Source organism: Enterococcus sp. DIV1090, from assembly GCF_050537975.1.
In the GTDB taxonomy this organism is placed as follows: domain Bacteria; phylum Bacillota; class Bacilli; order Lactobacillales; family Enterococcaceae; genus Enterococcus; species Enterococcus faecalis.
This window is the reverse complement of record NZ_CP172917.1, coordinates 1,043,482-1,059,228: the sequence shown is the minus strand read 5'-3', so window position 1 is coordinate 1,059,228 and position 15,747 is coordinate 1,043,482. Positions and strand designations below refer to the sequence as shown.

At 36.5% G+C, this 15,747-nt stretch carries 13 protein-coding genes; all 13 read right to left on the bottom strand.

Annotated elements, in window-relative coordinates; genetic code table 11:
• Positions 1-54 precede the first annotated feature (54 nt).
• Positions 55-1,653 carry an ABC transporter substrate-binding protein gene (locus IGL48_RS05140; protein ID WP_010818351.1) on the bottom strand — a complete coding sequence of 533 codons (1,599 nt, stop codon included), beginning with the start codon at positions 1,651-1,653 and terminating at the stop codon, positions 55-57.
• A gap of 17 nt (positions 1,654-1,670) precedes the next feature.
• Entirely contained in the window at positions 1,671-2,552 is an 882-nt protein-coding gene (locus IGL48_RS05135) for a carbohydrate ABC transporter permease (protein ID WP_002357901.1), read from the bottom strand.
• A 14-nt stretch (positions 2,553-2,566) separates the two neighbouring features.
• Entirely contained in the window at positions 2,567-3,478 is a 912-nt protein-coding gene (locus tag IGL48_RS05130; RefSeq protein ID WP_002382199.1) for an ABC transporter permease, read from the bottom strand.
• A gap of 291 nt (positions 3,479-3,769) precedes the next feature.
• A complete protein-coding gene (locus IGL48_RS05125) occupies positions 3,770-4,660 on the bottom strand; it encodes a metallophosphoesterase (protein ID WP_002402044.1) in 891 nt (296 codons plus the stop codon).
• Positions 4,661-4,917: 257 nt separating this feature from the next.
• Positions 4,918-5,592, bottom strand: coding sequence for an AP2 domain-containing protein (locus tag IGL48_RS05120; RefSeq protein WP_048949601.1), 675 nt, complete (start codon positions 5,590-5,592; stop codon positions 4,918-4,920).
• A complete protein-coding gene (locus IGL48_RS05115; protein ID WP_048949600.1) occupies positions 5,543-7,033 on the bottom strand; it encodes a helix-turn-helix domain-containing protein in 1,491 nt (496 codons plus the stop codon). The genes IGL48_RS05120 and IGL48_RS05115 overlap by 50 nt, the downstream gene beginning before the upstream one ends.
• Positions 7,034-7,444: 411 nt before the next feature.
• The gene (locus IGL48_RS05110; protein ID WP_048949599.1) at positions 7,445-8,701 is read right to left on the bottom strand and encodes an NADPH-dependent oxidoreductase; all 1,257 of its coding nucleotides are present in this window, start codon (positions 8,699-8,701) and stop codon (positions 7,445-7,447) included.
• A gap of 18 nt (positions 8,702-8,719) precedes the next feature.
• Positions 8,720-9,328: an NADPH-dependent FMN reductase gene (locus IGL48_RS05105; RefSeq protein ID WP_002357907.1), complete on the bottom strand. Its 609-nt coding sequence runs from the start codon at positions 9,326-9,328 to the stop codon at positions 8,720-8,722.
• A 26-nt stretch (positions 9,329-9,354) separates the two neighbouring features.
• Positions 9,355-10,290, bottom strand: coding sequence for an FAD:protein FMN transferase (locus IGL48_RS05100; RefSeq protein ID WP_010824556.1), 936 nt, complete (start codon positions 10,288-10,290; stop codon positions 9,355-9,357).
• A gap of 219 nt (positions 10,291-10,509) precedes the next feature.
• Positions 10,510-11,400 (bottom strand): helix-turn-helix domain-containing protein, encoded by an 891-nt coding sequence (locus IGL48_RS05095; protein ID WP_002382193.1) that lies wholly within the window; start codon positions 11,398-11,400, stop codon positions 10,510-10,512.
• 184 nt (positions 11,401-11,584) lie between these two features.
• Positions 11,585-12,913, bottom strand: coding sequence for an amidohydrolase (locus tag IGL48_RS05090; protein WP_002404489.1), 1,329 nt, complete (start codon positions 12,911-12,913; stop codon positions 11,585-11,587).
• Positions 12,897-14,681 (bottom strand): adenine deaminase, encoded by a 1,785-nt coding sequence (locus tag IGL48_RS05085; RefSeq protein ID WP_002401414.1) that lies wholly within the window; start codon positions 14,679-14,681, stop codon positions 12,897-12,899. Before IGL48_RS05085 ends, IGL48_RS05090 begins: the two co-directional genes overlap by 17 nt.
• Positions 14,657-15,721, bottom strand: coding sequence for an ABC transporter substrate-binding protein (locus tag IGL48_RS05080; protein WP_002357914.1), 1,065 nt, complete (start codon positions 15,719-15,721; stop codon positions 14,657-14,659). Before IGL48_RS05080 ends, IGL48_RS05085 begins: the two co-directional genes overlap by 25 nt.
• Positions 15,722-15,747: the final 26 nt, after the last annotated feature.

The following is a 15,747-nucleotide window of genomic DNA, read 5'->3' as shown; positions in this document are numbered from 1 at the left end:
TAAAAGAGAAAAGCGGATTTCTCGTTGCTTTATCCGCTTTTCTCTCCTCCTCTCTTACTTAAGTTTGTCTCTGTTTTCTGCCATTTTCTCAGATTTTATTTTTTCAATTGCATCCCATTTATTTGATTTTAAGAATGCTTTGTAGTCTTCTAAAGATTTGTCAAAGGCTTTATCATCTTTCGCACGAATCATTGAAATAACGGTTGTATTTAGTTTGGTTTCAATCGCTTCATTCGCCCGAGCTTCCGGCGTTCCCGCATCTGGATTAATATTTTCAATTACGAAATGTGGGACCAATTTCCCTTTGCCCCATTCTTGCATTTGCGTTAAAGCACTTTCCATTGGCACTTTTAGTTTATTAACACGGTCATTGTTAAAGTATAGGAAACGACTAATGCCATATTTTTTGTTGTAGGCATCATTGTCTGTTTGTTCTAATTTTTTCACTTCTGGTAAATAATCAATTTTCCCTTGATCATTGTACGCATAAGTAACTCCTTCAACGCCATATTTTGTTAAAATTTGTCCCGGTTCATCAATTAAATATGTGAATAGTTGAGTGACTTTCGCTGGATCTTTCGCATCTTTCGTAATGTAATTACTTAACCAACCTGAAATGCCGGTTTGATTTAATGTTGGTTTTCGGCCAGAAGTACTACTTGGTCCATCAATGGCTATATAACGTGTGCCAGATTTTTTCATAAATTCTGTAAAGTTTCCACCTTGACCACTAGTTCCAGCAACGAGCATGGTTGCATAATTTCCTTGTTTCACTTTTTCATCAAACGTTGCTCCATCATCTGTGAAGCTATCATCACTAATATTGCCTGCTCGGTAAACATCATTAAATGTTTTTAACCATTCTAAGTATTCTTTATCTAAATTTCGATCATAGTATTTACCATTTTTATCCTCTAAAGGAACACCTAAGAAGTCTTGTAATTTGTCTAAAAATGGTCCTGCACCATCGCCCACTGTGGTGAAGCCCATTGGGGTCATCTCAGGATATTTTTCTTTAATCTGTTGCATGACTTTTTCAAAATTTTCTGGTGTTGAAACGTCTGGCTTGCCTAACGCATTATAGACATCTTCACGAATAACAAAATTATCATTTACTGGGATATTTCCACTTTCATAATCCGCTTTTGTATTAGAGTAATTAGGGTAACCATATGTTTTTCCATCCTCTAAGGCATACCATTTAAACGTATCTTGGTTAACAACTTTCATTAAATAGGGGTCATATTTTTTAGCTAAATCGTTTAAAGAATAGGCCCAAGAATCTGCTTTCAATGCTGCTTGTCCAGTTTTTTCAGTTAATGTCACAATATCAGGCATATCTCCACTTGAAATCATGGCATTTAATTTTGAATCATCGCCGGAAATAAATTCAATATCCACATTTAAGTCTTTTTTAATCTGCGCAGTGGTCACGTCTTTTCCAAAAGGCAGCGCCGTCCAATCTGAGTTAATATACCATTTAATCTTGGTCGGTTCTTTCTTCTTATCTAACTTCCAAGCAGGCGTCTTTTCATCTAATTCATACCGATCCTTAATTGAGACATCTGAGCTAGCTTTCTTTTCCCCTCCGCTACAGGCCGCTAAACTAACGAGCGCCGTTGCCACCAATAAACCGCCTAAAACTTTTTTCATATTGTTCCCTACTTTCTTTATTCTTTTACTGCACCGGCCATCATACCGCCGATAAAGTGTTTTTGTAGTAATGGATAAATGATTAAAATTGGTATCGTTGTAATGACAATTGTTGCCAGCTGAACACCACGTGTCGTTGCCTGCACCACCATATCTGTACTGCCGCTCTCTGTCATGGTACTCAAGTTTGATTGAACAATAATTTCATAAATTTTCATCTGCAATGGATACAGATATTCTTTGGTAATATATAATTTCGTGGTCATAAAGTCATTCCATTGACCTACCCCATTAAATAAAATAATGGTGGCTAATGCCGGTTTTGTTAAAGGTAAAAAGATTTTATAAAAAATTTGAAACTCACTGGCGCCGTCTATTTTGGCGGATTCTTCTAAAGATGGTGGAATTTCTCGGAAAAAGTTCATTAAGATAACTACATCATAATAGCTAAATAAAGCTGGAATGATATATACCCAGAAGGTATCTAAGAGTCCTAATGACTTAATCAAAAGATACGTGGGAATCATGCCCCCACCAAAGTACATTGTAATGACACCCATCGTTGTATAAATATTACGCCCGACTAGTCTAGATTTACTAAGTCCATAAGCGACAATTGCACAGAACAGCGTATGCGTCGACGCACCGATGACTGTTTTTAAAACAGAAATCAAAAACGCTCGCGGAATGCTACTATCCGAAAAAACTTTCCGATAATTTTCTAACGTAAATCCTTTCGGCCATAAAACCAAGCCTTTACCAGCTAAACCCGAACTTGACGAAACTGAGGAAACTAAAATATTCCAAATTGGCACGATAATTAATAAAGAAAACAACACAAGAATTAACGTATTGAAAAAGTAAAACCATTTGTTTTCTTTTGATTTTCTTTTAATCACAGCTGTTGCCTCCTTTATAAAATAACCGACCGACCATTGTTCATTTTTCTAGTAATGCGATCTGTAATGACTAATAAAACAATTGAAATAACGGAAATCCCTAAACCAACTGCCGTCGCATAAGAAAAGTCCCCTTGCGTTAGCCCCATACGATAAACAAATGAATTAATTACTTCTGATTTGTTTTGGTTTTGAGCATTCATTAAAACCAACGTTTGATCTAAGTTCGATCCCAATAAACCGCTAACATTTAAAATTAAGTTCAACGAAATAATCGGCGCTAATAAGGGCAAAGTAATCGTTCGGATTTGTGTTAATTTTGAAGCACCATCAATTCTCGCGGCTTCATAAAACGTTGGATCAATGCGAGACATGCCAGCAAGATAGAGAATCGTGCCCCAACCTACTTCTTTCCACAAATCAGAAAGAACAGCAATCCACCAATACTTATCAGGATCTAACAAATGATTGACGCCCTGATTCATTAAGCCTAACGACATCATGACTTGGTTGATAAAGCCATTTGTTGAAAGCCACGAAATCAACATCCCGCCTAAAACGATCCAAGAAAAAAAGTGCGGAATATAAGAAATTGTCTGAATCACTTTTTTTAAATGGCCATCTCTCATTTCAAAAATCATTACCGCTAAGATAATCGGAATAGCGAATCCTAAAAAAAGTTTCATTAAACTAATCGCTAAGGTATTACGAACTGCTTCCCAAAAAAAACTATCTTCCATAATGATTCGAAAATTTTCAAGTCCAACCCATGGTGCAGAAGAAACCGTGTCAACAATCGTATAATTTTTAAAAGCAATGATAATTCCATAAATTGGAATGTAGTTAAAGACAATCATGAATGCTACACCCGGAAGTACCATCCAATGCAATTGCCGCTGATCATAAAACTTTTTTAGTTTTTTCATAAGCAGGGTTCCTTTCTTTTTAGTGAAACGTTTCTACAAACAGATTATACATTCACTTCAAACGGTTGTAAACCCTTACATTATGGTTTTATTTAAAAATAACAGCATTAAAAAGCGCTATAGACCATTTATAAAGAAATTATTTCCCCTGCTTCTTTTTCCATAAAAATACTCTTTTCTAGATATTTTAAAGCATTTTATAGAAACGTTTCACCAAAATATGAACATCTTTTTCTTAAAAATAATTCTGTTAAATAACAGAAAAAAGTCTGGTCGGATTGACCAGACTTTTTAAATATAGATAGTAAAATGTGTAATTTCAGGGATCACCCCAAAACGGGCATGAATGGCGGTCGTCCCTAAGCCTGTATTAACATATAGTTGCGTTTCTTGGTCCAACTGATACAATCCTCTGGTATACTTTTCAGCTAAAACATTTGTGATTGGATAAAAAGGAATCCAAATTTGTCCGCCATGGCTATGTCCTGCTAAAACTAACTGTGTACCCGTACCAATAAATGCATCCGCGACATCTGGTTCATGGGTCATTAATAACGCATAGTCATACGTTTCTCGATAGGATAATGTTTCTGAAACGGAAGGATTTCCTAATAACGAGTCATCTAAACCACCAATAAAAAGACGGCGTCCATCTGCTAAGGTTACTGTTTCTCCTTGGTTTTTCATAACGGTAAAGCCACTGGCCTCCATGACTTCATCATACACCGCAGAAGCACCGCCACCATAATCATGATTTCCCCAAACTGCATATTTTCCAATTGTCGCTTGTAACTGTTTTAACTTTTCAATCATCGGTTCTTTTTGTTGCGGATTTTTGGCATAATTGTCAAATAAATCACCTGTAAAAACGATAATATCTGGTTTTTCACGATTGACTTTTTTTATGACTTTATCTAACCGCTTCGTCTCATAAAATTCTGAAACTTGTATATCCGAAAGTTGCACAACATTCAATGGTTCTCGTTGATTTTTCTTTCCCAAAGTCACCTGATTAACGTGAACTAAATTCGGCTCAATCTTCCACGCATAGATTGGGAGTGCGATAATTAAGAAAAAAAATAAGAGCATTATACTTAAACCAATTTTTTTAACCACATCACTCGCTCCTTTCTTTTCTTTGATTTCCGAAGACTTAGTATAGAGAAAAATCTTCTTAACCACAATCTAAAACAAAGGAAATTAAGGCTTTGTTAAACAATCTAAAGAATTTCCACAATCTCTTATCCTTTTCTTAGCTTTTTTATAAAAAAAGCTAGATAATTTCATCTGTCGATGAAATTATCTAGCTAGAACATTCTTCTCTTAATGATGATGTTTTCGAAACGTTTGATAACCAATTAAGCAAAATAAAATCCCCAATAAAATCATTCCAGTTACTGAAAATAAGCCTGCTAACATCTTTCGCATCCTCTCTGCTGCTAAACTTCCTTATTTGTAGTCGCTATTTCTTGTTGTAAAATTGGTTGAAATAGACGACGTTCTGCTAATTTTCTTGCTAAAATTGCTTCACTTTTTTTCGTAAAGATACCTAAGTTATGGCGCTTGCCTTTCAAAGAGATATAAGCCAGCCATTTCCCAGAAGCGGTCTGGCTCACTCCTTTGTGTCCGCTGCTATTATTTTTGGGGCGTTTACTTTGTAACTTCCCTGGAATTACGCCAGCAACTCTTTGTCGGTAATCCTTCTTTTTACGATGACCGCAGCTTTTGGTATGGCCATTCAACAAATTTTCACAGCGAACCCAGCAAGATTGTCCGCACGAACACAGACAATACGCTTTCATTGTCTGTTGAATACTTTCAATCCGTACCACGACTAATTCATGATAGTTTTTTTTCAACATTGTTTGATAGCGATGGTGAGCACATTTCGTTCGATACCCACGAATTAGTTGTCTTCTTGAAGCTTCTGCATAGCTCCCACAAGAACAGCGACAGGCCCAAACAATCAGCCCTTCTTTTCTTTTTGCCGTTGGTGCTACTACTGTCAACTCACCAAACTTTTGGCCAGTTAAATCTTTATAGTTACCTGCTTGTCTCAATTGACTATCCTTCGTATTCTTGTTCTCGCCACATCTCGATTGGGTCTCTCCCATAGTGCTCATTTTTCTGAGTCTCTCCCTTTCTTAGTTCTCTGACCACCTCAGCAAATACTTGCCAATCTTTTGTTTCCGGCAAATGACGCCATGTCAATTGACGACACCGTACTTTCGAACTATAAAAATCGGACAAATACAAATCGGTTTCTAAGGTTAATTTGTGATCAATCATGACATCCATATAATTGAAAGAAGCAATAATTTTTGCAATAAAGCGGTTATAATCCTCCCCACCAGAAAAATCAACAAATACATGAATCGTTTTTTCAATTGCGCAAAAAGAACGATCATTTAACAAACAAAACATAAAATCATAGTATAGATGCACGCGTTCATACATTAAAAATCGTTTTTGATACAGCGACTCTGTCTTTTGTATAAAACCATCTAAGGCGCGATGAATTTGAGGAAACCGCTCTTCAAAGAAACTGCTCTGCTTGGCGGGAATAAATGCAGCCACCGAAAAGTATAGGCGGTCCCAGCGATAACAAATCAACTTTAATTTTTCTTTTGTTTCCACCGTAATTCGCTTTTCAAAGAAAGGAATAACACTATTCATATGATCAATAAATTCGTCTAACATGGTTAACTTATCTGGAAAAACAATCGGACTATCAATGTATTCATTTAAACTTAAAAAAAGAAAAATATATGAAGTCTCTTTGCCAAAATCCTCTTTAAAAAGAGGGGTTTCGCTTGTATAGATTTTTTCAAACGCATGCTGTAAACAGCTAGGCACATGAACTTCCGTAAAAGAGTCCACTACATGATCAGAAAATACACGAAAACGTTGGATCGTTAAAAGAATAAATAGTTGTGCGCTTTGATTAAGACTAAACGTTCTTTGATACATCAGTTGTAAATCGTTTATAAATCGTTTAATGCCAGGACTATTTTCCATCAAAATGTTAGGCAGCCTTTCTTGATTACTTCCATAAAAATAATACAAGCATTGAAAACAAAAACTTCGGATATTTTTCTCTTCTCCAACCAAGCCTGTTGACTTTAATTTAATACGCCAATTAGCTAAAATCAGATTTAGTTTATACGAGAAGGCATAAATTTTGCTTTTGCTCATAAAATGAATTTGAGAAAATTCTTGAATCGTGTGCTTTTGATAGAGGCCCACATCAAGAAGCAACTTGGCCATTAGTGATTGATCAAAATAATATTTTCTTAAGGCTTGATAATCAATTTGCGATAATTTTTGCGCACTAATCAGTCCTTTAGCTGGAAAAAGAATTTGACTCCTTGAAGAAATCTGTGTACATTCATAATTTATTTGACGGCACAACGATTCTAACTTTTGAGTGGATAAATCAAAATATCCATAAAATTCTTCTTTTAATAATGGACCTTCACTATTCATAAAAGTTTGATAAATAAGTAATTTATCTCGGAATTCTTGGTCTAATAATTCATCTAACAAAGTAGTCACATTTTCAACTCCAAACTATCACGCCTTAAGTATCTATTTTTTTGACAAGACGTGAGTGTCAATCTTGCTTATTTTTTCCACAAATTTAAAAATGATTCTTTCAATATTTAGGAATCTTCATAGAAAAGTATTATTTTAACCAAAAAAAGCCCCCTTGCGTCACCAAGGAGGCTTTTTTTGTTATTTTTTTACTTTAAATTTAAAGAAAAGCTGATTTGTTTGACTAATTTTCTGTTTCTTTTCTAGCCTATTCGTCAAAAATGATTGAAACTTTTGGTTCGTCTTCTATACTATCTTCCTATAAAGTTCTTACTCTTTTAAGTATCAGCTTCTGTCAATAAAAGTCCTCATTTGGCATTGCTAATCTGAATACAGTATGACTACTTGTTGCCGCTATTTTTTGCTGTTATTTTACTCTTTAATTGAAGCGCTAGAAACGCTGTCAACTGTTGGCTTTTCGGTCGCTGACTCTTCTTCATGGACTGATGCACTTGAGACACTATCTGCCGTTTCTGGCGATTCTTTTTTGGAGGCACCACTGACTGCATCGACGTTTTTTCCACCGACTAATTCTTGCCCAGTTTGTTTTAAATACCAATCAACAATTGGTTTAAAGTCTAAAATATACTCATTAATTCCCGCGTAATTTCCATTATCATCATACATCGCTTGATAGTTATGCACTACATAGGTATCTGGTCCGTGCATTGGAACATGAACGCGAATAGCATCTGTTTTTCCTGACCGTAATTGTTGAATCACCCATTCTACATTTTTCAATGCTTTTGGTGGATGGCAATTCGCTAATGGATTACCAACTTGTCCTGGTTGCCGTTTAGCAAACATTTCTTCAGCAGCCATTTTTTTATTGTAATATAAAAATTGATTGTTACTGTCTGCGTAAGTCAATTCCATTGGCATTGATTTTAAGAAATAATTTAGCTGATCAACGGTTAAAATGCCTCGATCTAATTTTACGTATGTGTCGCCTTCCACAGCCTGAACCGCTTCTGCTGCTTGTTCTACCCAATCATCTGCTGCCATATCAACCCCTTCGATCGTTGTTTCAATGGTTCCTTTTGCATGTAAATCCTCAGGTAAGTCTTTTGGCTTAGCTCCTTCTAATTTTGAAATCACATCAATGAATTCCACGAATTTTTGTAATGTGCTTTCTAAAAATTGACGTGTTCCCTCCGCAATTAAGTTGCCGTTTTCATCAAATGCTTCTTTAGCTTTTCCTAATAAAAACTCGTTTCCAGGCATCACGATTGCATTGACACCAGGTGCATCAAGAATTTGACGGAGATGTAATTGCGCACGTGAGGTTCCTTGATCATAATAAGAGCAACCAACAATCATTACTGGTTTATTTTCCAGCGGATGAATTTTGAAAGATAACCATTCTAACACACTTTTCAAACCGGCAGGAATGGTATGGTTATGTTCGGGCGTCGCAATAATTACGCCGTCTGCTTGTAAAATTTTGCGATTCATATTCTGAATCAAGACACTGTTCGTTTGATCCTTACTTTGATTAAACATTGGAATATCTTTAATTTCTAAAATTTCCAAGTCGAACATTTTATAAAACTCTTTGCCAATATATTGCAGTAGTAACCGATTATAAGAAGAATCAGCGTTTGATCCGACGATCCCAATTAATTTCATTTTATTCACTCCATTTCGTTAAATCGTTTCCCATGAGAAATTTTCTGCTTCTTTTTTATTTTGCGCATGCGCATGTTTCAGCTGTTCTGTAATTTCAATAAATACACAAAAATCTGCAAACAAACCAGCTAGTTTATCTATTTGTTCTGAATCTTTTAACGCATTGTTTTCATCAAAAGCTTGTAAGGAATGCGCTAATAGAAATTCAGAGCTTGGCATAATTCGTGCTTTCAATTCAGGAGCATCTAAAATTTGACGCAGATGCGCTTGTGCTCTAGAGGAACCTAACGTGCCATAGGATGCACCAGTAATCATAACTGGTTTATCAACAAACGGAAAAATCCCGTAAGATAACCAACTTAGGGCATTCATCAAAGAAGCCGGCACCGCATGGTCATATTCAGGTGTACTGATAATGACGCCATCTGCTGCTTCAATTTTTTCAGCAACCGTTTTAACTATTTCTGGCAAAACTTTGTCTTCTGGCTTGTTAAACATAGGAAAGTCAACAATTTCAACTAGTTCAATGTCAGCCTCCTGCGCAAAATAGTGTTGCATAAATTGCAAAAGTTGACGATTGGTTGATTGCTCTGAGTTCGTTCCTACTAAGCCGATAATTTTTTTCATAATGAGCTGTCCTTTCTTTTTCGGTTCTATGAATGGATAATGTGAAGAGTATCTGCTAACCCGCTGCTATATAAAATTTGCTGGTCTTGTGTAATGATGACTCCTTCAATCCCATCTAGTTGATTGAGGATTTCAAGCGCTTCTGGAATTGGATAACCAAATAAACGCGTTGTCCAAATCTCACCATCCACTGAAGCATCCGAGATAATTGTGATGCTGGCCATTTCAGTTTCCAATGGGTATCCGGTTGTCGGATCCAACAAATGGTGATAGACTCGCCCAGCTTCGGTTAAACTTCTTTCATAAATGCCCGACGTCACAACCGATTGATTAGCCACTTCGACAAGTAAGCTGATTGTTTCTCTGGATTTTTGCGGATTGCGAATACCAATTCGCCATTTTTTGTTTTGATGCGTAGAGGGCCCCAATGTCACAATATTGCCGCCCAGATTAATCAAAGCAGACGTAACATGGACTTCTTTCAAATAGGCAATTAGTAAATCAGCGATATAGCCTTTTGCTAAAGCCCCCAGATCTAATTTCATTCCTTCTTCTTCCAAAAAAACCGTTTGTTTTAAGGGATTTAAGTGAATCTTTTCTGGATTAATTTTTTTCAAACAGGCTTTAATTTCCTCGTCTGACGGGACACGGGCATCTTTAAAACCGATTCGCCACGTTTGAACTAACGGGCCAATGGTAACATTCAAATGACTAGCTGGATCACAACTATGTTTTTTCCCTAATGCAATTAATTGATACAACTCTGGATGAACGCTGACTGGTTTTTGCCCAGCTTGTTGATTGACAGCCATCAGTTCCGAAGTTGAATCATTTGCACTAAAACGTTGTTCATAAGTGATCAATCGTTGATGCACTTCTTCTAGAATTTTTTCAGGTTCTTCATGGTCTACAAATACATCTATTACTGTGCCCATCAAATAAATAGTTTGACTTTGTTGCACCTCAAGACTTCCTCTCCACGAAAGATTGTGTTTTATTTCACATTTATTCACAAATGAATCATACGCCTTTATTTGATGCCAGTCAAGTCGTTTATATATTTTTTTATATAAAATAACGACCTTAAAATTTTCATTTAAGGTCGTAACATGTCTTGAACTCTTTTAAAAAACGCTTTTTTTATTATATTTTGAAAATAAATATATAATTTTCTATATAAACTAATTATTCTTAGATAAAATTGTTTCTTTCAATGTTTGAATTGCTTCCAACAAGATGCGGTTTTTATTGATTTTTGCATACGCGCGGGCATCTTGTAGTAGTTCTAAAATTTGTTCTTGCGGCTTTTCTTCAGCTAAGGCATTTTTCGCAAGTTGGAAAGCTGCTCTTGCCAAGTAATACGTGACGTGATTATCAGAACAGATGGAAATCGCATACTCTAACAAAGCATCACTTGTTTCTAAATCGCCTTTTTCTGCATAAAAAACACCACAGTGAAAGACAACATTTAATACTCGCCAAGTATCTTCCATTGATTGAATAGTATAGAGATAAATTTCCTTGAAGACCTTATTGAAATAAAATTCGGCTTTCTCAATTTCGCCTTCTTTGGCATAGGCCATGCCAATTCCAGTAAAAGCTAACAAACGGTAAATATCGCTCGTGTATTTTTGCTCTTCAAACAGAAGTTTTTCAAAGGTAAATAAGCAATCCATCAACGAAGCATTTTGAAAAATCATGACAAAGCCTTGTAAATAATAATATTCTAATAACAGTTGAGAATCTTTGATTTCATCAAAAGGAATATTTTTTAAAATTGTTTGCAATTGGTCATGTTCGCTGGTAATCAAGAAGAATTCTGCTTCTTCCATTTTTTCAAGAATTTCAGGTTGTTTAATCCCTACGCGCGGGAAGAGTTCCCCCAAAGGCAGCTCTAAACGATTACATAGTTGGATCAATATTTTTAAAGTTGGGACTTGACCATTCTTTTCAAAGCGACTAACCGTAACTTGCGTACAAATCCCTTTAGCTAATTCACTTTGCGACAAACCACGTGCTTTGCGTTTTTCTATAAACCGTTGTATATTCATTGCTTTTCCTCTCATTCTCATCTTCTCAAACTTACTATAATACAACTTACCTTAAAAATATATATAGAAAAAGAAAAATGTTTATAACAAAAAAGAACACAGACAACTCTTTCATTAAAAGTTTGTCTGCGCTCTATTAGAACCTGAATCACTAAACGTCAATCCAGCGTTATTTAATCAATCCGATACGTACTACTTGTTCTGTTTAGAGAGCTGCTCTTTTTTTAGCTTCTTTCACAAACGTATTCATGGCCTGATATAATTTTTCCTTGATTTCTTTGAGATTAGCTTGTTGTAATTCTTTATTGGCAACTAACTGTTGACCGTTCACCCAAACGGCTTCAACATTGCTAGCATTTGCTGAATAAACCAACGCTGAATAGGCATCAAAAATCGGAAACATATTAACTGATTGCGTTTCAATTAATGTTATATCCGCTTTTTTGCCCACTTCCAATGAGCCGACTTGCTCCGCCAAACCTAATGTTTTAGCGCCCCCCATCGTTGCCAGATAAACAATTTCTTTCGCAGGAAACAAGGAGCGATCTTGGTGTGCTGTCTTATGAAAATTCGCAACCATGCGCATTTGGGTGAATAAATCTAATGTATTCCCACTACTAGGTCCATCCGTGCCTAAACCGACAATAATCCCTTGATCAAGCATTTGCTTAATCGGCGCTACGCCTTTGGCTGATTTAGTATTCGCACCGATACAATGAGCGACACGCGCTTTTCCATTAGTAGCAGCTAAACTCGCAAGATCTTCATCTGTTGCCAAAATACAATGCGCTAAAATAAACGGCTCGCTCAAGTAACCCAGTTCTTCTAAGAAAGCAATTGGTGTTTTTTGATAGGCTTTTTCAAACTCAGCCATTTCATAAGTCATTTCAGCAACGTGCATGGTCACAGGAACTTGGTATTGTCGACTAAGTTCAATAATTTTTGCCAACACTTCTGGTGAATTGGTATTCGGTGCATGTGGCGCAAGTATAGGCGTAATCAACGGATGGCCTTGCCACTTGCGAATAAAGGTTTCCGCGTAAAAAAGACCGCCTGAAGGCTCCGGACTATCACAAGTGGGCATATCAATGATCGTCTCTCCGAGCAAAGCACGAACACTCATTTTTTCACAACTTTTAGCAATTTCATCTTCAAAATAATACATATCACAAAAGCTCGTAATACCACTCAGTAACATTTCAGCAATTGCATAATCACTACTGCATCCTACTAATTCTTTTGTCATGAATTGTTCTAATGGAAAAAGAAAACGCCGGAGTCGATCTGGCACATCGTCTCCTAACGAACGAAACGGAATCATGCCTACATGGGTATGGGTGTTAATCATCCCAGGTATTAAAATTCCATTTTGGCCATCGATTACTTGATTTGCAGCCACTCGCTTTTCATCAAGTGTGGTCATTGATGCTAATTCCACAATTGTGTCTTCTTCAATCACTAAATAGCCGGCTTTGATTTCTGAAAATTGCTCATCCATTGTTAGTATATGCACATTTTTAATGAGTGTTTTCATGCAAAAGAACTCCATCCTCTGGAAAAACTAATGGATAGAAACGTTGTGACTTCGTATCCATCATCCCAAAATCTGTCACTTTAATGGCTGGCGAGACAGGCAATGATAGTGTGGAAAAGGACATGATTTCATTCATATTTTGATAGCCTAACGCTTGCATAGCTTGTCGAACTTTTTGTAAAGAAGCGCCTAATTGTTCAATCGGTGCTTGCGATAAAATCCCACCAATTGGTAAAGGACAAGTTGCCATCACTTGCTGATCCGAAGCAACCAAATAGCCGCCTTGCATCGCTAATAATTCATTCTGCGCTAACAGAATATCCTCAATCGTATTACCCATCACCATTAAATTATGATGATCATGGGCCCAGGTTGTCGCAATGGCTCCTTTCTCGGAAAGGGGTTGATCCATTAAAGAAAAAGAAATATTGCCATTTTTTCCGTAACGTTCCATCACAATTAATAAGGCACAGTTGGCTTTTTGCCATTGTAACAACCCATTTTCAACAGGAATTTCTTTTGTAATTCGCTCTGTAAATGTACCAATTTCTTGTTTTTGAATCACATTACAACGAACTGTTTCTTTTGTTGTAGCCACCTTTAAAAGTAAATCTTCTTCTGTTAACTTTTTACATTGGATGGTTTGTTGGTAAGCGCCTGGAAACTCTTCAATTTTTTCTGGATAATGGAAGGGCTCACCTTTTTCAAAAACGACCTTTCCAGATTTATAAACCGTATTAATATCAAAACTTTCTAAGTCATTTAATAACAAAAAGTCAGCTTTTTTACCAGGTGCAATTTCGCCACGATCATGGAGACCCATTCGTTTGGCCGGCGTATAAGTTGCCATATAAATGGCTTTTTCGATAGGCAATCCTGCATGAACGGCTTTTTTGACATTTTCATTTAGATGACCTTTTAGCAAATCATCAGCCATCACGTCATCCGTGATAATACTTGCATAATTGTAGAAGTCATTGTCTACTATCACCTGAATGTTTTCAGGAGTGATTGATTTATTTTGAAATTGAATAAAGACGCCCGCTTCAATTTTTTCTTTTAACGTTTTAGGAAATTGATGGGTATGATCTGAAGTGATACCGCTATATAGAAAATCTGCTAACTCTTGATCTTCGATTTTAGGACAGTGGCCTTCTAAAGGCATGGTTGGTCGTTGTTTTTGACACAAATCGATAATTTGACGAATTAAAGAATCTGGCTCATAGGAAATCCCTTTAAAATTCATGGCTTCCCCTAAACAAATCACTTTTGGCTCTTTGAGTAATTCTGCTACTTCTGCTAAGCCGATAATCCCACCAGTTGTTTCTAATTCGGGAGTGGTCGAAGGAACCGAGGAAGGAATTGCGTGAAAGATATCTAGTTCTGTTTCAGCGGCCATAAAAGCTTTTAAGCCTTCTAAGCCAAATACGTTAGCCATTTCATGGGCATCGGCAATCACCGTTGTCACACCGTAACGCACTACTGCTTTGGAAAAAATAGTAGGTGTCGTCATGGAACTTTCAATATGCATGTGTGCATCAATTAAGCCGGGAATCATCCATTGATTCTCGGCATTAATTGTTTTTTTGGGCTGCAAATTGACGTTCTCTTCTTCATAAATGTAATAAAATTTATCATTTTTAATCGCAACATTTCGTTGAACGAATGTTTGAGTGACTGTTTGATACAGCCACACATTTTTTAGTAATACATCGACGTTCATTTTGTCCCTCTTTTCTAAAACTATTGATTCATCGTCCGATTCCATTGATCAATCCAATCCGCTAGTTGACTATTAATAAAATTAAAATCGACTGTTTTGGCACGTTCGGCAATGGCACCATATGTTTTATTTTTCGCTTCTTTTTCGCTTAGCGTTACTTGTTGATTTGTAGGTCCTTCATTTAATGAAATCGCTTTGGCCTTTTGTGATTCTTCACTAATCCGTGCGTTAACAAATTTAAAGGCGGTTTCTTTGTTTTGTGCTTTTTTAGGAATATTGACTGTATTATAGTTGGCATACGTGCCGCTTTCTGGAACAACATACGTCACGTTTTCTGCTGCGCCTTGAATAATATCAACCGCAAAATCAGCAACCACAGCTGCTTCAATTTCACCAGATTGGAACATATTAGCTAAGTCTGACGATTTTGAATACGTTTTAACAACGTTTGGTTTTAATTCTTTCATCGCTTCAAAAGCGGCCTTCCCGTTATCTTTTGTAATATCTTGACCAGCATGTTCACTAGCAACGTACAACATTAAAGGACCTGCCGTCGTGGCAACGTCTGGAACAGAAATTTTACCTTTCAAATCAGCTGACCATAAGTCATCCCAGTTTTTAATTTCTTTGCCTAATTTTTCTTTGTTGTAAACAATCCCGATACTGTTTACAGCGATTGGTACGCCAGCACCACTTTCAAAAACCTCTTTTGCTCCCGGCGTTAACTGACTTAAATTAGGTACTTCTTTTTCTGTAATTTTTTCAAATAACCCTTCTTTTCCACCTTGTGCTGCATTTGCTTGTGCTAATTCAATGACATCAATTCCCGCATTGGGATTATTTTTTAATTTCGTAAAGCGGTCTGCGCTATTGCCTACTTCTAAGGTAACTTTCGCTTCATTTTCTTTTTCAAACGGAGCGATAATGTCTTTTTTGACAATATCTTCACTTAATCCGAAAGTTGAAACGACTAAAGCATTACTTCCACCTTTGCTCTCGCTTTTCGTAGTTGCTTCGCTGTTTCCACAAGCAGTCATTAATAACGTTGCAGCGACTAATGTCCCTAAAATTACGCGTTTTTTCATTTTTAAATCTTCCTCCAAAATGGTTT